The sequence below is a fragment of the Rhizobium sp. M10 genome (assembly GCF_002531955.1).
Classification (GTDB): Bacteria; Pseudomonadota; Alphaproteobacteria; order Rhizobiales; family Rhizobiaceae; genus Rhizobium; species Rhizobium etli_C.
In genome coordinates this window covers 38,463-57,479 of sequence record NZ_NWTA01000002.1, presented here as the reverse complement: position 1 = coordinate 57,479, position 19,017 = coordinate 38,463, and the positions used below count along the sequence as shown (strand labels likewise).

At 61.3% G+C, this 19,017-nt stretch carries 18 protein-coding genes; 10 read left to right on the top strand and 8 right to left on the bottom strand.

Translation table 11 applies throughout. The features are described from left to right. The first annotated feature begins 1 nt into the window (after nucleotide 1). From CO671_RS02015 to nuoG, 9 genes are all read left to right on the top strand, one after another. Entirely contained in the window at nucleotides 2–1,477 is a 1,476-nt protein-coding gene (locus CO671_RS02015; RefSeq protein WP_097604131.1) for an NADH-quinone oxidoreductase subunit M, read from the top strand. After that, nucleotides 1,474–2,913 carry an NADH-quinone oxidoreductase subunit N gene (locus tag CO671_RS02010; protein WP_097604130.1) on the top strand — a complete coding sequence of 480 codons (1,440 nt, stop codon included), beginning with the start codon at nucleotides 1,474–1,476 and terminating at the stop codon, nucleotides 2,911–2,913. The genes CO671_RS02015 and CO671_RS02010 overlap by 4 nt, the downstream gene beginning before the upstream one ends. 105 nt (nucleotides 2,914–3,018) lie before the next feature. Next, a complete protein-coding gene (locus CO671_RS02005) occupies nucleotides 3,019–3,384 on the top strand; it encodes an NADH-quinone oxidoreductase subunit A (RefSeq protein ID WP_097605042.1) in 366 nt (121 codons plus the stop codon). Next, on the top strand, nucleotides 3,372–3,875 hold the full coding sequence (locus CO671_RS02000) for an NADH-quinone oxidoreductase subunit B (RefSeq protein ID WP_003582024.1): 504 nt from the start codon (nucleotides 3,372–3,374) through the stop codon (nucleotides 3,873–3,875). Before CO671_RS02005 ends, CO671_RS02000 begins: the two co-directional genes overlap by 13 nt. Beyond that, the gene (locus tag CO671_RS01995; RefSeq protein WP_097604129.1) at nucleotides 3,872–4,408 is read left to right on the top strand and encodes an NADH-quinone oxidoreductase subunit C; all 537 of its coding nucleotides are present in this window, start codon (nucleotides 3,872–3,874) and stop codon (nucleotides 4,406–4,408) included. The genes CO671_RS02000 and CO671_RS01995 overlap by 4 nt, the downstream gene beginning before the upstream one ends. 29 nt (nucleotides 4,409–4,437) lie before the next feature. Continuing rightward, nucleotides 4,438–5,652 (top strand): NADH dehydrogenase (quinone) subunit D, encoded by a 1,215-nt coding sequence (gene nuoD / locus CO671_RS01990; protein ID WP_097604128.1) that lies wholly within the window; start codon nucleotides 4,438–4,440, stop codon nucleotides 5,650–5,652. 17 nt (nucleotides 5,653–5,669) lie between these two features. Then, nucleotides 5,670–6,182, top strand: coding sequence for an NADH-quinone oxidoreductase subunit NuoE (gene nuoE, locus CO671_RS01985; RefSeq protein ID WP_097604127.1), 513 nt, complete (start codon nucleotides 5,670–5,672; stop codon nucleotides 6,180–6,182). A gap of 4 nt (nucleotides 6,183–6,186) precedes the next feature. After that, entirely contained in the window at nucleotides 6,187–7,452 is a 1,266-nt protein-coding gene (gene nuoF / locus CO671_RS01980) for an NADH-quinone oxidoreductase subunit NuoF (RefSeq protein WP_097604126.1), read from the top strand. A 32-nt stretch (nucleotides 7,453–7,484) separates the two neighbouring features. Then, nucleotides 7,485–10,064 (top strand): NADH-quinone oxidoreductase subunit NuoG, encoded by a 2,580-nt coding sequence (gene nuoG / locus CO671_RS01975; RefSeq protein ID WP_141514443.1) that lies wholly within the window; start codon nucleotides 7,485–7,487, stop codon nucleotides 10,062–10,064. Nucleotides 10,065–10,240: 176 nt separating this feature from the next. Here the strand turns inward: nuoG and CO671_RS01970 are convergent, their stop codons facing one another. The 8 genes from CO671_RS01970 to CO671_RS01935 form a co-directional block, all read right to left on the bottom strand. Then, nucleotides 10,241–10,681 carry a CBS domain-containing protein gene (locus CO671_RS01970; RefSeq protein WP_097604125.1) on the bottom strand — a complete coding sequence of 147 codons (441 nt, stop codon included), beginning with the start codon at nucleotides 10,679–10,681 and terminating at the stop codon, nucleotides 10,241–10,243. Nucleotides 10,682–10,726: 45 nt separating this feature from the next. Further along, nucleotides 10,727–11,290 (bottom strand): NADH-quinone oxidoreductase subunit I, encoded by a 564-nt coding sequence (locus CO671_RS01965; protein WP_097604124.1) that lies wholly within the window; start codon nucleotides 11,288–11,290, stop codon nucleotides 10,727–10,729. Nucleotides 11,291–11,300: 10 nt separating this feature from the next. Then, entirely contained in the window at nucleotides 11,301–12,302 is a 1,002-nt protein-coding gene (gene nuoH / locus CO671_RS01960) for an NADH-quinone oxidoreductase subunit NuoH (protein WP_097604123.1), read from the bottom strand. A 382-nt stretch (nucleotides 12,303–12,684) separates the two neighbouring features. Beyond that, entirely contained in the window at nucleotides 12,685–13,740 is a 1,056-nt protein-coding gene (locus tag CO671_RS01955) for a maleylacetate reductase (RefSeq protein ID WP_097604122.1), read from the bottom strand. A 1-nt stretch (nucleotide 13,741) separates the two neighbouring features. Beyond that, nucleotides 13,742–14,626 (bottom strand): intradiol ring-cleavage dioxygenase, encoded by an 885-nt coding sequence (locus CO671_RS01950; protein WP_210201904.1) that lies wholly within the window; start codon nucleotides 14,624–14,626, stop codon nucleotides 13,742–13,744. Between the two features lie 11 nt (nucleotides 14,627–14,637). Next, nucleotides 14,638–15,612 carry a gamma-resorcylate decarboxylase gene (gene tsdA / locus CO671_RS01945; RefSeq protein WP_097604120.1) on the bottom strand — a complete coding sequence of 325 codons (975 nt, stop codon included), beginning with the start codon at nucleotides 15,610–15,612 and terminating at the stop codon, nucleotides 14,638–14,640. Nucleotides 15,613–15,633: 21 nt separating this feature from the next. Beyond that, nucleotides 15,634–16,812: a flavin-dependent monooxygenase gene (locus CO671_RS01940; protein ID WP_097605041.1), complete on the bottom strand. Its 1,179-nt coding sequence runs from the start codon at nucleotides 16,810–16,812 to the stop codon at nucleotides 15,634–15,636. 72 nt (nucleotides 16,813–16,884) lie between these two features. After that, nucleotides 16,885–17,388 (bottom strand): flavin reductase family protein, encoded by a 504-nt coding sequence (locus tag CO671_RS01935; RefSeq protein WP_097604119.1) that lies wholly within the window; start codon nucleotides 17,386–17,388, stop codon nucleotides 16,885–16,887. 325 nt (nucleotides 17,389–17,713) lie between these two features. Here CO671_RS01935 and CO671_RS01930 point away from each other — a divergent pair, with 325 nt between their 5' ends. Further along, the gene (locus CO671_RS01930) at nucleotides 17,714–19,012 is read left to right on the top strand and encodes an aromatic acid/H+ symport family MFS transporter (protein WP_097604118.1); all 1,299 of its coding nucleotides are present in this window, start codon (nucleotides 17,714–17,716) and stop codon (nucleotides 19,010–19,012) included. Nucleotides 19,013–19,017: the final 5 nt, after the last annotated feature.

Sequence of the window (19,017 nt, the reverse complement as noted above, 5' to 3'; positions counted from 1 at the left end):
CATGGGGTTACCGCTACTCAGCCTCATCGTATTCACACCCGCCGCCGGGGCAGCGGTTCTGATGTTTCTGCGCAGCGACGCTGCGGTGCGGTGGATGGCGCTGGCTGTCACCGTCCTCGACCTCGCTCTCTGCATCGCCATGTTGGTCGGTTTTGACACCACGACCCACGCGATGCAGTTCACCGAGACGCGCCCGTGGGTTCCTGCGCTCGGGATCACCTATACGCTTGGCGTCGACGGAATCAGTGCGCTCTTCGTTTTCCTGACCGCGCTGCTGGGCTCGACCTGCGTGCTCGCCTCGTGGGTCGCGATCGACCGCAAGGTGAAGGAATTCATGGTCAGTCTGCTGGCCATGGAGGCGCTGATGCTCGGGGTTTTCTGCGCACTCGACCTGTTCTTGTTTTACGTCTTCTGGGAGGCGATGCTGATCCCGATGTACCTGATCATCGGCGTCTGGGGCGGCGACGGCCGGGTCTATGCGGCTTTCAAGTTCTTCCTTTACACGCTGGCAGGCAGCGTCCTGTTCCTCGTCGGCGTCATCGTGCTCTATTTCAACGGTGGCGAGACCTTCAATATTCTCGCTCTGACAGCACAGGATTTGCCGTTCCGGGTCCAGTCGTGGCTGTTCTTCGCTTTCCTGGTCGCCTTCGCGGTCAAGGTGCCGATGGTCCCGGTCCACACCTGGCTGCCGGACGCCCATGTGCAGGCGCCGACAGCGGGCAGCATCATCCTCGCCGGCGTGCTGCTGAAGATGGGCGCCTACGGCTTCCTGCGATTCTCGCTGCCGATGCTGCCGGAGGCGTCGGTGTATTATTCAACCCTGATGCTTTCGCTTTCGGCACTTGCGATCGTCTATGGCGGGTTGCTCGCGCTGGCACAGGACGACCTCAAGAAGCTGGTGGCCTATTCCAGCATCAGCCACATGGGCTTCGTGACGATGGGGATTTTCGCGCTGAACCTCCGCGGGCTCGAGGGCGGCATCCTGCAAATGTTCAATCATGGCGTGACGACGGGCGCCCTATTCCTGTTCGTCGGCCTGATCTACGAGCGGACCCACACCCGCAGCATCGCCGATTATGGCGGGCTGATGAAGACAGCACCCGTCTACACCACGTTTCTTGCCTTGTTCATCCTGTCGTCGATGGCGCTGCCGGGAACGAATTCGTTCGTGGGCGAGTTGCTCGTGCTGTCTGGCGGGTTTGCGGCCAACCTGGCCGTCGGCGCGGCCGCCGTTCTGGGCGCATTGTTGGGCGCGGCCTATCTGCTTGGCATGTATGGGAAGGTCGCGCTTGGTCCGGCGAGCGTCACCGCCCGGTTCAAGATACGTGACGTAAACGCCCGCGAGATCGCTGCGATCCTGCCGCTGACCGTCTTCGTGCTCTGGGTCGGACTGTATCCAAAACCCTTTCTCAACATCATCGATGCCTCGGCGAAACATCTGCTGGCGCAGGTGCAGGGTGGGGAGAGCGGCCAATGACCGCCGCGGCGCTTCTCCAGTCGGTCCTTGCGAGCCTGCCCGAGATCGTGGTGATCACGGGGGCCTGCATCCTGCTGATCCTGGGGCAGTTTGTACAAAAGAGACAGGAACATTTCCTTGTCTGGGCTTCCCTTGCCATCGTGCTGATCGCCGCCTTGGCGACACTCATGCTGGCGGGCGAGGTGCGGCCGGCCTATACGGGCATGTTCGTCGCCGATCGCTTCGCGGTCTTCTTTAAGTTCGTGTTCTACTTAGCCTCCGTTCTGACATTCCTCCTCTCGCGAAAATATGCCGATATCGAAGGGATCGGCAGCAGCGAATACTATGTCCTGCTGCTCTTTGCGCTTTCGGGAATGATGATCATGGCGTCGGCCACCGATCTCATGTCGATCTATGTGGGCCTCGAACTGATGGTGCTCTGTACCTATGTGCTGACCGGTTTCCTGCGGCAAGAGCGGCGGTCGAACGAAGCGGCGCTGAAATATGTGATCCTTGGCGCGGTCTCGACCGGGATTTTCCTTTACGGCGTTTCACTGGTCTACGGGCTGACCGGCACCACGCAACTGGACGCGATGGCTGCAGCGGTGACCGGCGATCCGCTCGATCCCGGATTGCTGCTAGCGGTAGTCTTCATCGTCGCGGGGCTGGTCTTCAAGGTGGGCGCGGTGCCGTTCCATATGTGGGTTCCGGACGTCTACGAAGGCGCGCCGACGACGATCACCGCCTTCATGTCGGTCGGCCCCAAAGCGGCAGGGTTCGCGGTCATCCTGCGGGTGTTCCTCAACCCTCTGGTCGCAGCCTCGGACGTCTGGATCATCGTCGCCGTCATTGCGGTGGTGACGATGGCGCTCGGCAGCTTCGTGGCGCTGGTCCAGGATAATTTCAAGCGCCTCCTGGCCTATTCCAGCATCGCCCATGCCGGCTTCGCCATTTTCGGCGTGGCCGCTGGCGGCGCCGATGGGATCGCCAGCGTGATGCTCTATCTGCTGATCTACGCGTTCATGAATCTCGGCATTTTCGGCATCGTCATCATGATGCGGAACGGCGATTTCTCGGGCGAGGTCATCGACGACTATGCGGGTTTCGCCAAGTCACATCCGGGGCTGGCGCTTTTGATGCTGCTCTATCTCTTCTCGCTGGCCGGCATTCCGCCGACGGCCGGGTTCTTCGCCAAGTTTTACGTGCTGGTCGCCCTCGTCGAGCGTGGTTTCGTCATGCTGGCGGTTATCGCAGTACTGCTCAGCGCCGTCGCCGCCTATTTCTACATCCGCATCGTGATGGTGATCTACATGCGCGAGCCGAAGAGGGCGTTCGCCCCGGCGCTGACGCCTCTGGTGGGCGCGACACTCGCCGTCACCGCTGCCGGCACCATCGGCATCGGCCTATTTCCGTCGTGGTTTCTGAAGCTTGCCCAAGATTCGGTCTTTGGCGGGTGAGCGATTGGATTTGCAATGATCACACCGACGGAATAAACTTGAAGGCAGAGGAAGGATTGCCCAAGTCGCGCCGCGGCGTGGTCGATGGGCGACCGGTGCAGTGATATGACTGCAATGGAATTTTTGCCGGTTCTTTTCATGGTCGCCGGAGTCGTTCTGGTGACGGGGGTGACGTTGTTCGTCTCCTCACTGCTGCGCCCATCCAATCCTTATCCCGCCAAGAACATGCCCTATGAATGCGGCATGGACGCAGCGGGCGAGGCGGCGGCGGGCCGCTTCAGGGTGCCATTCTTTATCCTCGCGATCCTGCTGGTCGTTTTCGATGTCGAAGCGATGTTTCTCTTTCCCTGGGCCGTCGTCCTGAAAGAGATCGGCCTGGTCGGTTATATCGAGATGTTCATCTTCATATTGCTGCTTCTCGTGGGCTTCGCCTACGCTTGGCTGAAAGGAGCGCTGGAATGGGAGGCGTAAACAACGCGATCCGCGACAGCGTGCTGTTCACCACGGCCGACAGCATCATCAGTTGGAGCCGGAGATCGGCGCTGTGGCCGGAGACCTTCGGCATTGCCTGCTGCGCCATCGAGATGATCTCCGCCGGTTGCGCCCGCTACGATCTCGACCGGTTCGGCGTGGTCTTCCGCCCTTCGCCGAGACAATCCGACGTCATGATCATCGCCGGCACCGTGACCCGGAAATTCGCGCCCGTCGTGCGGCGGCTCTATGACCAGATGCCGGAACCGCGCTGGGTGATCGCCATGGGCACCTGCGCTATTTCGGGCGGGGTCTACAACACCTACGCCGTGGTGCAGGGATCAGAAACCTTCGTGCCCGTCGATGTGCATGTGCCTGGCTGTCCGCCCCGGCCTGAGGCGCTGATGCACGGCTTCCTTCTGCTTCAAGAAAAGATCAAGCGGTCGCGGGCACTCGCCGGCACGCCTCTGGATCGGGTTATAGCATCATGAGTGCGGAGCCGTCCCTCAATCGCGCTCCGATCATGGAGCGCTTCGGAGAAACAATCGAGGACCTCGGCACTGCGCACGGTATCGACGCCTTTGCCGTTCCGCCCGAGAGGATCGTCGAGTTCTGCCGGTTCCTGAAAGAGCATCCGGCGCTGCAATTCAATTTCCTCTCGGACGTTTGCGGGGTCGATCATTATCCCGAAACGCCGCGGTTCGAGGCGGTCTACCATCTCTATTCGCTGCCCAACAGGTGGCGGGTCCGCATCAAATGCCGCCTTGGCGATCCTCCTGAAGTGCCTTCGGTCACGGGAGTCTGGCGCACCGCCAACTGGCATGAGCGTGAGGCCTGGGACATGTATGGCATCCGGTTCGCGGGACATCCCGACTTGCGCCGGATCTATATGTGGGAGGGCTTCGAGGGCTTTCCCCAGCGCAAGGATTTCCCCCTCAGGGGCTATAAGGACAAGTTGAACCCCTTCGGTGCCGAAGGTCCGCCGCCAACGCAGCCCGACCTTGCCACCAGGGGCATTCCGTAAGGGAGGCCGTTCTACGCCGGAACGTTGAGATGACCGAAGTCACCGAGCTCAGCAGGCCTGAGGGCGAAGCGCTCAAGACCAGGGAAGTGCTTCTCAACCTCGGTCCGCAGCACCCCAGCACCCATGGGGTTCTTCGGCTCGTCCTCGAACTGGACGGCGAGTTCGTCGAGCGCGTCGATCCGCATATCGGTTACCTCCACCGCGGCACCGAAAAACTGGCGGAGAGCTTCACCTATACCCAGATATTCCCGCTGACGGACCGGCTCGACTATCTCTGTCCGCCCTCGAACAACCTCGCCTTCGCGCTGGCGGTGGAGAAACTCCTCGGCATAGAAGCACCGATCCGGGCGCAATATATCCGCGTGATGATGGCCGAGCTGGCACGGATCTCCGGTCACCTCCTGATCACGGGCGCTTTGCCGATGGATCTCGGCGCCATGACCGCGCTGCTTTACGTCATGCGCGAACGTGAAATGATCATGGACCTCCTGGAAATGATCAGTGGTGCGCGCATGCACACCTCCTTCTGCCGGGTCGGCGGAGTGCGCGAAGACCTGCCTGACGGATTCTTCCCCAAGATCCGGGAGTTTTGCGACATCTTCCCGAACCGGATCCGCGACTATGAGCGACTGCTCGAAGATAACCGGGTGTTTCTCAATCGCACGAAGGGGATCGGCGTGATCTCCGCCGAGGATGCCGTCGATCTCGGCCTCAGCGGCCCGAACCTGCGTGCTTCCGGTGTCGACTGGGACATCCGGCGCGATGAGCCCTACGAGATCTACGACCGGCTCGATTTCAACGTCATCACCCGTGACGAGGGCGATTGCTATGCACGCTGGCGATGCCGCGTCGACGAGATGCGCGAAAGCATAGGGATCATCGAACAATGCATCGACCAGATGCCTGAGGGGCCGTTCCAGATCGATATGCCGACAATCGCCTTCCCGATGGACAAGGATCGGGTGCACTGCTCGATGGAGGCGCTGATCCAGCATTTCGACCTGTCGGCCTACGGCTTCAAGGTGCCGAAGGGCGAGGTCTATTCGGCGATCGAGGCGCCAAAGGGCGAACTTGGCTTTTACATCATCAGTGACGGGTCGCCGAAACCGTTCCGCATGAAGGTGCGGGCACCCTCGTTCGTCAATCTTCAGGCCCTCTTCGGGGTCACCAACGCCCGCTATCTGGCGGACATGATCGCCGTGCTCGGCAGCCTCGACCCCGTGATGGCGGAGGTGGACAAGTAGCAGAGGACTTGGACGTGATGACCATGCGCGAAAAGATCGAAGAGGCGGCGGCGCGGTATCCCGACCAGCGCTCGGCGATCATGCCCGCGCTTCGGATCGCGCAGACGGAGCATGGCCATCTGCCGGGTCCGCTGCTGGAGGAGGTCGCCAACATTCTCGGAGTCGAGCGGATCTGGGTCTACGAGCTGGCGACCTTCTACACGCTCTTCCATACCGAACCGGTGGGCATGTTCCACCTGCAGCTTTGCGACAACGTCTCCTGCATGCTGTGCAGATCCGAGGACCTGCTGAGGCATCTGGAGGAGGTCCTCGGGATCAAGACGGGCGAAACCACCCCAGACCTGCTGTTCACGCTTTCGACCGTCGAATGCCTCGGCGCCTGCGAGATGGCTCCAGTGATGCAGGTCGGCGACGACTATCACGGCGACCTCGATATCGCGCGTATCGACGCGCTTCTCGACAGGTTGCGAACCGAGGCGGGGCAAGCGACTGGTGCCGATCTCGCCTCAGTAGCACCGCCGGGAGAATAGCGTCATGTTCGAACCGATCCTCCTCAAGAATGTCGATGTTCGGGATGGCCATCTGCTCTCCACCTTCGAGGCCGGCGGAGGCTACCAGGCTCTGGCCAAGGTGCTGCGCGAAAACACGCCTGACGAGGTTATCGACCTCGTCAAACGGTCCAACCTGCGCGGCCGCGGCGGTGCCGGATTCCCAACGGGCATGAAATGGGGTTTCGTGCCGAAGCGGACCGGCAAGCCGACATATCTGTGCTGCAACGCCGATGAGGGCGAGCCGGGCACGTTCAAGGACCGGATCATCATGGAGCGCGACCCGCATCAACTGATCGAGGGGTTGGCGGTAAGTGCATACGCGATTGGGGCCGAAACCGCCTATGTCTACATTCGTGGAGAATATGTGACGGCGATCCGTCGTCTGGAGCAGGCGATCGCCGAGGCCCATGCAAAGGGTTATCTCGGAAAGCACATTCTGGGCTCGGATTTCAATTTCGCCGTACACATCCACTGCGGCGCCGGCGCCTATATCTGCGGCGAAGAGACTGCGATGCTCGAGTCGCTCGAGGGCAAACGGGCGCAGCCGCGATTGAAGCCGCCATTTCCGGCCGTGGCCGGGCTCTACGCCAGCCCGACAGTGATCAACAATGTCGAGACGCTCGCTTGCGTGCCGCATATCGTTATGCGGGGGCCGCACTGGTTTCGGGGCATCGGCCCGGACAAGAGCCCCGGCCCGAAGCTCTACTGCCTCAGTGGGCAGGTGCGCAAACCCGGCCTCTATGAATTGCCGATGGGCATACCGCTGCGCGAACTGGTCGAGAACCACGCCGGCGGCGTGCTGCCGGGACGCAAAATCAAGGCGGTAATCCCGGGCGGGGTCTCAGCGCCGGTTATACCGGAGCACGGGCTGGAGGTGAGGATGGATTTCGACTCGCTGGCTGCCGCCGGCTCGATGCTCGGTTCGGCTGGCGTCATCGTGATCGACGACTCGACCTGCATGGTCAAGGTCGCGACCCGGATCATCGAATTCTTCCATCATGAGTCCTGCGGCAAGTGCACGCCATGTCGGGAAGGATTGAACTGGGTCGTAAAGGTCCTGCGCCGGATCGAGGCCGGCGAAGGTGTCGCCGGCGATCTGGAGCAGCTGGAGATGCTCTGCAAGGGCATTTTCGGCAATACGTTTTGTGCTTTGGGTGACGGGGCGGCGATGGGGTTGCGGGCGGCACTCGCGCATTTTCGCGCTGAGTTCGTCGCCCATATCGAGGAGCACAGGTGCCCCTTTCACTGAAGGCCTGCACCGCGACAGGACTGCGAGGAAGTATGGTTAGCATTACGATCGATGGACAAACGCTGGACGTTGAGGCTGGCTCGACAGTGCTGCAGGCCGCCCGGCGTTTGGGCATCGATATCCCAACCTTCTGCTATCTGAAGCGTCTGCCGCCGCTGGCCTCCTGCCGCATGTGCCTGGTGGAGATCGAGGGGCAGCGGCGGCTGCAGCCGTCCTGCGCCACCGCCGTCACCGAGGGCATGGTGGTGCGGGCGAACACAGCTCTGATCGAGGAAACGCGCGCTTCCATGCTCGATATGCTGCTCGCCAACCACCCCCTCGACTGTCCGATCTGCGACAAGGGCGGCGAATGCGAGCTTCAGAACATGGTGATGGCCTACGGGCCTCGCAAAAGCGAGTTTCACGATCCCAAACGTGTATTCCATTCCGAGGACATCCGTCTCAGCCCGGTCATCATCATGAACGTCAACCGCTGCATCCAGTGCCAGCGCTGCGTCCGGATGTGTGAGGAGGTCGTCGGCGCGGTCGCCCTGGGTACCGTCGAAAAAGGCATGGATACCGCCGTCACCGGCTTCGAGGGCAGTCTCGCAAGCTGCGACCAGTGCGGCAATTGCGTCGAGGTCTGCCCGGTCGGCGCGCTGATGAGCTTCCCCTATCGCTACAAGGCGCGGCCCTGGGATCTGGTCGAGACCGATACGGTCTGCCCGCATTGTGGCACCGGTTGTCAGTTGACGGTGGGCACGCGCAAGGGCGAGTTCATGCGGGTGCGCTCGAAGTGGGACGAGGGAGTTAACCGCGAAGTGCTCTGCGTTCGGGGACGCTTCGGCCTCGATTTCGTCGCGAGCCGGGACCGGATCAAGCGACCGATGATCCGTCGTGATGGCGCCCTGGTTCCGGTTTCCTGGGACGAAGCGGGGGACTATCTGCGCCAGCGGCTGTCGGCCGTCGAGGGCAAGGCTGCCGGCGGGCTGGCCTCGCCTCGCCTGCCCAACGAGATACTCTATCAGTTTCAGAAGCTGATGCGGACGGCATTCCACACCAACAGCATTGATTGCTCGTCACGCTGGTCCACGCCCTTCGATGCGCTCGGCCCGCTAATGGCAGCCTTCCATAGCCGCGCACCGCTGGACGAAGTGATCGGCAACGACTGCGTGCTCGTCGTCGGCGGCAACGTCACCGAGGAGAACCCGGTCACCGAATACCTGCTGCGGGATGGCGTGCGGCGGCGGCAGACCGGATTGCTCATGCTCTCGGCGCGGCCATCCCGTCTGGATGCCGATGCCAGGGTGGTGGTTCGCGTGCTGCCGGGCGGAGAAGCGGCGAGCCTTGCGGCTGTGGTGGCCGGTCTCGTAGCGGCAGTTGGTGAGGCCTTGCCGGGCAACGTTCTTGCGAGCATCGGCGCGACAATCGGCAAGCCAGCGGCGGAAACCGGCATAGACGGGCAGGATCGTCTCGCCGCCGCGCTCAAGGAAGGCCGCAGCGTCACCGTGCTTGTCAGCGTCGACCTCCTGAGATCACCCGAAGCGAGCGCGACGCTGCAGCAGATCAATAACCTGCTGCAGGCTCTGCACCTGCTCGGCAAGGGCCTGACGATGCAGTTCCTCTTCGACCGTGCCAACCAGATGGGCGCCTGGGACATGGGAGTTCTGCCGGCGGCTCTGCCGGGGCTGCGGGCGGTAACCGACGATGTAGCGCGCACAACTCTTGCGCGGAACTGGGGCGCCGAAATCCCGTCTGAACCCGGTGCGGATCTCGACGCCATTCTGGAGCTCTGCGTCGGCGGGCGGATGGGCGCTCTCTACATCGTCGCAACCGACCCCCTGATTGCCTATCCCGACAGGGATTTCGTGACGCGGGCGCTTGGCGCCGTCGATCTCCTGATCGTGCAGGACGCCTTTCTCACGGATACGGCGGGCCTTGCCGAGGTCGTCCTGCCCGCGGCAGGTTACGGCGAGGAAACCGGTACGTTCACCAACAACGAGGGCCGGACCCAAAAGGTCCGCAAATTCCGCGAACCCGCCTTCGAGGCGCGGAGCAATCTGGCGATCTTCGACTTCGTCGCGGCGCTTCGCAACCAGGCACTGCGGCCGTCGACGCAAGGCGAAATTTTCGACGAGATTGCACGGCTTGTTCCCGCCTACCAGGGGCTGACGCAGGATGGACTTGGCGCCGACGGCGCATTCACCAAGGCGGCGCCGACGGCACCTGTGGCCAGGTTCTTTGCCCCGCCGCCCGTCCCGCCAGCAGCCGACCGGCTCATGCTGATCACCGGCGACTGCCTGTTCCACAACGGATATCTTTCCGAACGGTCGGACATCCTGAACACGGTCGCCAATGATCCCTATGTCGCGATGAGCGCGCAGGATACCGCACAGCTTGGCCTTTCGGATGGCGATCAGGTCATTGTGCGGTCCGCCCAGGGCGAACTGACGGCGCAGCTCAAGGTCGACGGGCGGTTTCCCAAGGGCCTCGTCTTCGTTCCGGAAAACTATCGAGCCTTGCGTCTCAACGGCTTGATGCGGCGGGGTGAATACCCATGCCCGGTGGAGGTCCAGAAGGTGCATGCCACTCTTGAGGTCGACCGCACGAGCCGGATCTGGCGTGGGGTCTGAAGATTTGGGGTCGGGGCGCTGCGCCTCCCGCAAGCTCCCCTGCCCCAATGCGTGTCGCCCGGAAGTGTGCAGCGGTTCCGGGATAACGACATGCAAAAAAACAAAGGGCTAAAGCGCGTCGCATGGATCAAATTTGATGCGACGCGCTTTAGCCTCCTCACATCAAGCCGGCGACGTCAGTGATACCTGGTCCCGCAGATGTAATCCTGCAGATCCTGCTCTGTGCGCTGCGCTTCGTCGAGCCTATGTTTAACCACGTCGCCGATACTGACCACGCCGACAACGTCGCCTCCATCCATGACCAGCACATGACGCGTACGCCGCTGGGTCATGATCCCCATCACGACGGGGAGCAAATCCCGTGTCGAACAGGTCGCCACATTGCGGTTCATGACATCCGCGACCCGCATCAGCGCCGCCTCGGCCCCGTATTCCGCCACCGCATTGCAGCAATCCCGCTCCGATAGCGAACCCAGGTATTCGTCGTTCGATTGGCTGACGACAACGAAGCCGATATTGTTGTCGCGAAACAACCTCAAGACTTCCACCATCGTCTGATCGGGAGCGACCGCGATGACACCGACACCCTTGTTCTTCATGATTTCGCCGACAAGCATCTGAGCCTCCTGTCTGCGCGCTCCGGCTTGACGGATGGCGCGCGTTCACGTTCGCCGGATATTCCGCCACCAGTTGTAGCCCTGCATCTCTTTCGTCTCGACGAGCACGTCCTTCTTATTCAGGCGTGCGGTAACCACGCCGCCGCCGGTTGCCGCCTTGCCCGGCTTGGCGAGCAGGTCGTCGCGCCCGATCACCAGGTCGGCTGAGGAAAAACTCGAAAATTCGTACTGCTGGCCAAGCGCGATTGCATCCGCTGGGCAGGCGTCCTCGCACAGCCCGCAGAACAGGCAGCGAGCCGTGTCGATCTCGAATTTCGCCGGGTGCCGGTTGCCCTTCTCGTCCTCGTAGGGGACGACTTCGATACAGTCGCAGGGACAGATCCGCGCGCAGAGTTCGCAGGCCACGCACTTGATCTCGCCCGCTTCATCACGCGTCAGGAAGTGATGCCCGCGATAGCGTGAGTACGGGAGCCATTTTTCCTTGTCCGGATATTGCATGGTTACGGTTCTGGAGAACAGGTAGCCGAAGGTCAGAACCAACGCATTCGCCAGATCGGCGAAGAACGCCCAACCAATCCATGTTCCAACTTTGTCCTGCGCGCGCGACATCGCCGCCTCGCTACGGAGCCGCCGTGGCCCCTAAAAGTACACCGGATATAATTATGTTCGCCATCGACAGAGGAAGCAAGACTTTCCATCCGATCGCCATCAGCTGGTCGTAGCGGTAGCGGGGGAAAGTGAAGCGGAACCAGATAAACACATAGACGAAGAATGCGACCTTGAGCACAAACCAGAGCAGTGGTGGCAAGGGGATTAGGATACCGTTCCAGCCGCCGAAAAACAGGATCACCACTAGGACCGACACCAGCAACACGATGGCATATTCGCTGACCATGAAAAACGCAAAGCGGATACCGCTGTATTCTGTATGGAAGCCGGCGCCCAGATCGCCTTCCGCTTCCGAAAGATCGAAAGGAATACGCTGCGCTTCGGCCAATCCAGCGACGAAGAACACGAAGAAGCCGACCGGTTGGTAGACGATGTTCCAGACATCGGTTTGGGCCCGCACGATGTCGAGCAGGCTCATGGATTGCGCCAACATGACCACCCCGATCACCGCGAACCCCATCGGAATCTCGTAGCTGATCATCTGCGCGCAGGTCCTGAGGCTGCCGAGGACCGCGTATTTGCTGTTAGCGGCCCAGCCACCGAAGATGACGCCATAGACCTCGATCCCGATCACCGCAAAGACGAAGAGTAATGCCACATTCATGTTGGAGACGTAGAGCGTGATCTCGGCGCCGAGGACCGAGATGCTTTCGCCGAAGGGGATCGCGACGAACACCACAAAGGGAGGGGCGAGCGCCAGTATTGGCGCCAGTTTGAACAGGAAGCGATCGGCCTCGGCCGGGATGTGGTCCTCTTTGGTTAAGAGCTTGATCCCGTCCGCCACCGGCTGCAGGAGCCCGTGCCACCCCACGCGCATCGGCCCCATCCGCTGCTGCATGTGCCCTGCGATCTTGCGTTCCAGCCAGGTCAGCGGCAACGGCAGCAGCAGCAAGATCGCAATCAGAAACGCGACCTTGAAAACGATCAGGCCAAGGGCGACGATAAGTTCCATGATCCGCGGCTACTTATTCATCGGGTTGAAACGCGCAACCGGACTTTGGCTCCGGCTATACGCTGAGCACTTGTGCACTTTGTCAGGCTACATAGTATAACGCTGACGCAGCTCTTACAACGCCATTACAGTATTACAGTTATGTCGTCGCTGGCGATGATGTGTCCGAGTTCAGGACGTTCGAGACGCCTGGTTCGATGCGCACGTCTCTGTATTGCGCTCCTTCAGGACAAAACGGTGGTTGTTTGTGAACCATCTGACGCTGGCCATTGCGGACATCGATCTGGCCTTCGTCGAGAAGATGAAGTCTTCGTGCCGGCGATTTTCTCTGATGTGCTTGGAATCAAAAAAGCCCGCACTGTGGCGCGCAGATCGAAACAGTTCAGTCGCGCCAACCGCCGTCGAATGCATCCGTCAACAGCGCGCGAATGGCCGGTTCGGTGACAGGCGCCGGATTCCAATAGGGATTGGACACCGCCTGGGCGGCCGCTTCGCCTATACGCTCGCCCGGCATGCCGATTGCAGCAAGAGACAGCGGCGCACCGATCTCCCGGGTGAGGTTCCGGAGTCCGGTTGCGGCATTCTCCACACTCAGCGCCCGCGCCACTTTTGCGGCCGCTTCGGGTGCAGCTTGCATGTTGTAACGCATCGCGTAAGGCAGGATCACGCTGTGGGTTTCGGCATGCGGCAGGTCGAACATGCCGCCCAGCGTGTGGCAAACCTTGTGATGAAGCGCCATTCCGACGCAACCCAGGCAGATGCCGCAGAGCCATGCACCATAGAGAGCATCTGAGCGGGCCTCAACGTTCAGGCTATCACGGACAATCTGCGGCAGCGCCCGCGCCAGCGCGCGGATCCCGTCCTCTGCCATTAGATTGGTCACCGGGTTGCGGTCGCGGGCGTAGAGTGCCTCGACCGCATGTGCAATCGCGTTGAGGCCGCTGACCGCTGATAAATGCACCGGAAGTTCCAGTGTGAGCGAGACGTCGTAGATAACCGTTTCCGGCAGTACGCGCATGTCACGGAGCGTGACTTTGCGGCCATCTTCGGTCTGCCCGAGAATGGGCGTCATTTCCGACCCCGCATAAGTCGTCGGCACGATGAGCTGCGGCAGATCCGTACGAAGCGCGATTGCCTTCGAAAGGCCGGTTGTCGAGCCGCCGCCGATTGCGATCAGACCATCGGCACCGGTTTTCTCGACAACCTTCATTGCCTCCTGCGTAACCTCGACAGGCGTATGCATGACCGCGCCCGAAAAGATCACGGCCTGTGTCCCGATCAGGTCCGCTACCCTTTCCGCCTCGCTGTTCTGATGAGGCGTGGAAAGGACCAGCGGCCGGGACATGCCGAGCCGCTTCATCTCATCGGCAAGCTGTTTGAGCGTGTCGGTGCCGAAAATCACGCGCGTTGCCAATCCGTTGTAGACGAAGTCCTTCATCTCAGGTCCCAGCCTTTTTTGTCAGCACGAAGTCCCAGTCGACCTGCCAATAGGGCGCATTAAGGCCCTGGTCCTCACCCACGCCGTCCTCCTGCCGTGTCCGGAAATCGGCAATGAGACTCTCCTTCACCCCGAACACTGCATCCTGATCCAGATATTGGCAATCCGGGGGGAAGATGTGCGTGACAACGGGATCGTAACCCTCGGCGCTGACGATGAAATGGATATGCGCCGCGCGGTTCGGATGCCGGCCGAGGCGCCCCAGCAGCTTACCCACCGGCCCGTCGTCTGGGATCGGATAATAGCGCGGTTTGACGGAACGAAACCGATAGCCGCCCTCTCCGTCCGTAGTGAAGACGCCGCGCAGATTCCAATCCGGCTGCGTGCCTTTCTGCTGGACGTCGTAGAAGCCGTCGTCGTTGGTCTGCCAGACGTCGATCAACGCGCCTTCGATCGGATTTCCATCGGTGTCCCTGACAAAGCCGCCGACCACGAGCGGCTCACCTTTGCCGTCGAGACAGATGTTCGTCCCCCGCGCATAACGCGGTGCCTCCGGTACGTAGAACGGACCGAGAATGGTGTTCTCCGTCGCGCCCGAGGGACGTCGATGGTTGATCGCATCGACCAGCATGGACACACCGAGCACATCCGAGAGCAGGATGAACTCCTGCCGCCACTCATCGCACATCTGACCGGTCCTGGTGAGGAACTCGATCGCCGCCAGCCATTCCTCATGCGTCGGCTCGATCTCCTTCACCGCGGCATGAAGATGACGCACGATCGTCGACATGATCTCACGCAGGCGGGGATCGATATCCCCGCCCATGCGCGTATTGACGGCCTCGACCGAGTTTTCCTCGGTGAAAAGCGGATAGTTCGCGACCATCTTGCCCTCCCTCATATCCCGAAGAGTAGCTTGGCATTGGTCCGGCCGATTTTCGCCCGATCGGCCTCCGAAATCGTCGTGGTATCGAACCAATCGGCGGCGTGATCGATGTTCTCGAAGGGCCAGTCGGTCGAGAAGAGGATCCGGTCGGCGCCGATTTCCAGCATTGCATCGATGAGCGTCTGGGTACGGAAATTCCCCGATGTCGTGATGTAGAAATTCTCGTTGAAATAGTCGGCGATGCGGCGCTTGGCCGGATATTTCGGCGGCACCTTGACCCAGGCATTGCGGTGGTCGATGCGCCACATCATGTAGGGAAGGCCTTCGCCCATATGGCCGAGGATGATCCTGAGATTGGGATGCTCGTCGAACAGGCCCGATCCCATCAGGCGCAATGCATGGACCGCCGTTTCCTGGGCAAAGGCCCAGGTCGGTCCCATCAGCCAGGGGTGGCCCTCATAGATCCGGCTGTCCTGCGGCAGGGGATTGCGCGGATGCAGGTAGAACGGCACGTTGAGGGCGGCGACCGTCGCCCAGAAGCCGCGATATTGCGGCAGGTCGTAATAGAGAAGCCCATCGGTATCCGCGCGCTGGCTGAAGCCGTTGACCAGCGCGCCGACGAAGCCCAGCTCCTTGACGCAGCGCTCCAGTTCCCGGGCGGCCGCCTCGGGGTCCTGCAGCGGCAGGGCAGCAAAGGCACGAAAGCGGTCGGGACGCTCGGCACATTCTTCGGCTAGCGCATCATTGGCGCGGCGGGCGATATCGATGGCCCGTCCCGTCTCGGCGATGGCCTGAACGGCCGGCGCGTTGAGCGACAGGATCATGGTTTCGATCCCATGCGCATCCATCAGTTTCAGCCGCTTGTCCTGAATGTCGAGCAATCGGGACTGAAGCTCGGTCCAGTAATCGCCCGGTACGAACCCGGCCGAATCCATTAGTGTTTCCGGAATGGCGAAATGTTCCTCGAGCGCGATTTTGCCTTGCATGTCTCTCTCCCTGTTCTTGTTTCAGTATTGGCCCTTCGGCTCGAGGCCGAGCATATGCTGGCCGACCATTGTGCCGACGGCATCCCAGTTCATGCTGATATGGCGGCCGACGGCATTGGCATCCCGCCAGGCCCGTTGCACCGGATTGTCCATGTTGAGGCCAAGTCCGCCGGTGGACGCGTTAAGCGCCTCCACGGCTCGCAGCGCCAGGTTGACGGCAAAGGATTGGCCGCGGCGGCTCAGCAATCTGTCCTCGATCATGAATTCGCTGCCTGAACCTGCCAGTTCCTCGGCCCGCGCCACGTCACGCAGCAGGATCTCGCGTGCCGCATCGACGCTGGCCGCAGCTTCTGCCACCCGCAGCTGTATCGTCGCAAATTCCGCCATGCGGCTGTTACCGCCGGCGACCGCCCCGCGAGTGACTCGGGTGCCGGTGGACGCGACATAGCTCTCCAGTGCGCCCTTCGCCGCGCCGACGGCGGCGGAGGCGAGGCAGGACGGAATGCCGGTCAGAAGCGGCATGTTGAAAAGACCGGTTTGGGCATAGAATCTGGCGCCCGGCGTGCGACCGCTTGTGGCATCCGGGAATGTGAGCACGCGATATTTCGGCACGGTAACATTGCTGAGGATCAGGGTCTTGGACCCCGTTCCCGCCAGCCCCGCCACATCCCAGGTGTCCTCGATTTCATATTGCGACGCGGGCACGAGCAGGAAGGCGGGAACCGGCTTCCGCTCGCCCTCGGCGGGGAGGATGGCGGCGCAGAGCGACCAGTCGGCATTCTCGCAGCCGCTGGCAAAAGCCCAGCGGCCGTTCAGCCGATAACCGTCTTCGGCAGCCTCAGCCATGGAGGTCGGCGCATAGGAACCGCAGAGAAGCGCATCCGGGTTTTCGCCCCAGACATCATCCTGCGCGGCCTTGGGAAACATGGCGAGCAGCCATTGATGTGCCGACAGAAGGCCCGCGACCCACCCTGTCGAGGCGCAGGCCGAGGCAAGTTCGATATTGGCGTCGACAAGCTCTGAAAAGGGTTTCGGCACGCCACCATAGGCGGCCGGCTTGACCGCATCGAAATAGCCGGCCTCGCGTAGCGCAGCGATATTTTCCGCCGGCACCCGGCGCGCCCTTTCGGTCGCCAATGCCCGGTCCCTGAATGTCGGCAGAAGCGGCAGGACCCGGTCCTTCAGGGAACCGCCGCGCATGATGCGGGCCAGGTTTTCCCCGCCGCTTTCGATGAATTCGAGTTTCATGATCTCCTCCTTCGTCTTCCGCGATCAGGCTGCCGGCTGCGAAACGCAGTAGCGGGCGTCCTCGTAGATCAGCGGTATGGTGCTGGGGGCCACGGTCGCGTGAACGACCTGACCAATGAAAAGCGTGTGGGTGCCATAAGGCACGGCAGCCATGCGGCGGCAGACGACATTGGCGTTCGCATCGTCGAGAAGCTGCATGCCGGCCTCGTGCCGCCGCCAGTTCGCCAGTCCGAAGCGCGCATGCGGCTCGACTTTGCCGGCGAATGCCTCAGACAGCGGCCGCTGAGCATGACTGAGCACATTCACTGCGAAATCCGGCTGACACAGCAGCATTTCGTGCAGGAGGGTCCTGTTGTTGAGGCAGATCACCAGCGACGGCGGATCCATGGAAACGGAAGTGACTGCCGTGACTGTCATGCCATGGTCGATACCGTCCTTTACCGCCGTGATCACGGTGACTGTCGCTGGAAATTTTCGCATCGCGGCACGAAAATTTGCGCCGACCATTCCATCGGATAAAATCTGCATGATCTCTCTCCCATTCCGATTTTTACCAAATATTTGCGTTTGCAATTATTGTCAATGCAAATATTTTCTTAGCCGTAATGGACGAGACCGCAAATCCGACCACGGTCGACCCATTTGATGCCCCCGCCGAGGATAATTTTAATCGGCGCAAGATTTTCTCTTGCAATATTTGCATTTGCAATCTTTTATTGTTGTAGGCATCGGGCAGGAGAGGACTGTCGGACAAGCGTGCCTTGCGCGCCGTTCACAAACCCGATGCCGAAGGGGAGTCTTTGATTTTTTGGGCTTCAGCCTTTTTTCAAAGCGAGATCACGGAGGAGGAGCCATGTCTTCGCAGGAAATGAGCGCCATGGTGGCGCAAACCAAAAGTACGGCAAGTGTCATTGCCATGTGCGGCTTCATGATAATGTTCGACGGCTATGACTTAGTGGTCTTCGGTGTCATTGCACCGGCGCTGCTCAAGCAGGTGGAATGGGCCCTGGATCCGTCTCTCGTCGGCCGCGCCGCCGCCTTGACCCTGTTCGGCATGCTGCTCGGTGCTGCAATTGCCGGCACTCTCGCCGATCGCATTGGCCGGAAGAGAGTCGTTCTCGGTAGCCTCGCCAGCTTTTCCGTCATGATGATCGCAAGCGGGCTTGCTCCGAACTTCCCGGTCTTCGCAGGCACGCGCTTCCTGAGCGGGCTCGGGCTTGGCGCGCTTCTGCCGACGGTGACCGCACTCATTCTCGAATTCTCGCCCACCAAACGAAAGGCGCTGGCCAACTCGCTGTCCTTTATGGGCTATCTGCTGGGCGGCATTCTCTCGGGTATTCTTGGCATGCTGATCCTGCAGCATTACGGCTGGCGTCCCCTAATGATCATCGGCGGCGCGCCTTTGCTGGCACTGCCGTTCCTGATCAAGTCACTGCCCGAGTCGCCCGACTGGCTCGCCGCCAAAGGCCGCCGTGCCGAGGCTGACGCAATCTGCGATACTTTCGGCCTGGAACGGGTTCTGCACCAGCCGACCACCTCTGGAAAGCAGGGTATCCTGGCGCTGTTTGCGGAAGGGCGGCTTGCGCTGACGCTGAACGCCTGGGGGATTCATTTCTGCTCCCTGCTGCTGACCTTCGGCATGGTGAACTGGCTGCCAACCATCATGAACAAGATGGGTTACGACATCAGTTCGGCGCTGCTGTTTGCGATCATGCTCAATGTCGGCGCCGCCATCGGTATCGTCATTGCCGGCCGGATTGCCGATAGGGGCCATGTGAAGATGACTGTCGCCATATTGTTCGCGATCGGCGCCGCAACGATCTACATGCTTACGCTGAAGCAGGGCGTTCTCATGTACGCACTTGTCGCTCTCGCCGGCGCCGGTACGATCGGAACCCAAATCCTCTCGAATGTTCTGGTCGGCCGCTTCTATCCTGTCCAGATCCGCGGAACGGGCCTCGGCTTTTCGCTCGCGGTCGGCCGGCTGGGTGGTATCGCCGGGCCACTGATCGGTGGCGCCGTGCTGCAGCGAGGGCTCGCGCCGGAGTGGAACTTCTACATCTTCTCGATAACGGCAGTGGTTGGCTGCGTTTTGACGGCCCTCACCTTCCTGCATGTGACGACCGAGAAGGGAAGTGTCATCGCGCACTGACCGGC

Bases quoted from the DNA above. Each gene is read 5' to 3' on its own strand.
- CO671_RS02015 (WP_097604131.1), top strand. From the start codon at position 2: ATGGGGTTACCGCTACTCAGCCTCATCGTATTCACACCCGCCGCCGGG.
- CO671_RS02010 (WP_097604130.1), top strand. From the start codon at position 1,474: ATGACCGCCGCGGCGCTTCTCCAGTCGGTCCTTGCGAGCCTGCCCGAG.
- CO671_RS02005 (WP_097605042.1), top strand. From the start codon at position 3,019: ATGACTGCAATGGAATTTTTGCCGGTTCTTTTCATGGTCGCCGGAGTC.
- CO671_RS02000 (WP_003582024.1), top strand. From the start codon at position 3,372: ATGGGAGGCGTAAACAACGCGATCCGCGACAGCGTGCTGTTCACCACG.
- CO671_RS01995 (WP_097604129.1), top strand. From the start codon at position 3,872: ATGAGTGCGGAGCCGTCCCTCAATCGCGCTCCGATCATGGAGCGCTTC.
- nuoD (WP_097604128.1), top strand. From the start codon at position 4,438: ATGACCGAAGTCACCGAGCTCAGCAGGCCTGAGGGCGAAGCGCTCAAG.
- nuoE (WP_097604127.1), top strand. From the start codon at position 5,670: ATGACCATGCGCGAAAAGATCGAAGAGGCGGCGGCGCGGTATCCCGAC.
- nuoF (WP_097604126.1), top strand. From the start codon at position 6,187: ATGTTCGAACCGATCCTCCTCAAGAATGTCGATGTTCGGGATGGCCAT.
- nuoG (WP_141514443.1), top strand. From the start codon at position 7,485: ATGGTTAGCATTACGATCGATGGACAAACGCTGGACGTTGAGGCTGGC.
- CO671_RS01970 (WP_097604125.1), bottom strand. From the start codon at position 10,681: ATGCTTGTCGGCGAAATCATGAAGAACAAGGGTGTCGGTGTCATCGCG.
- CO671_RS01965 (WP_097604124.1), bottom strand. From the start codon at position 11,290: ATGTCGCGCGCGCAGGACAAAGTTGGAACATGGATTGGTTGGGCGTTC.
- nuoH (WP_097604123.1), bottom strand. From the start codon at position 12,302: ATGGAACTTATCGTCGCCCTTGGCCTGATCGTTTTCAAGGTCGCGTTT.
- CO671_RS01955 (WP_097604122.1), bottom strand. From the start codon at position 13,740: ATGAAGGACTTCGTCTACAACGGATTGGCAACGCGCGTGATTTTCGGC.
- CO671_RS01950 (WP_210201904.1), bottom strand. From the start codon at position 14,626: ATGGTCGCGAACTATCCGCTTTTCACCGAGGAAAACTCGGTCGAGGCC.
- tsdA (WP_097604120.1), bottom strand. From the start codon at position 15,612: ATGCAAGGCAAAATCGCGCTCGAGGAACATTTCGCCATTCCGGAAACA.
- CO671_RS01940 (WP_097605041.1), bottom strand. From the start codon at position 16,812: ATGCGCGGCGGTTCCCTGAAGGACCGGGTCCTGCCGCTTCTGCCGACA.
- CO671_RS01935 (WP_097604119.1), bottom strand. From the start codon at position 17,388: ATGCAGATTTTATCCGATGGAATGGTCGGCGCAAATTTTCGTGCCGCG.
- CO671_RS01930 (WP_097604118.1), top strand. From the start codon at position 17,714: ATGTCTTCGCAGGAAATGAGCGCCATGGTGGCGCAAACCAAAAGTACG.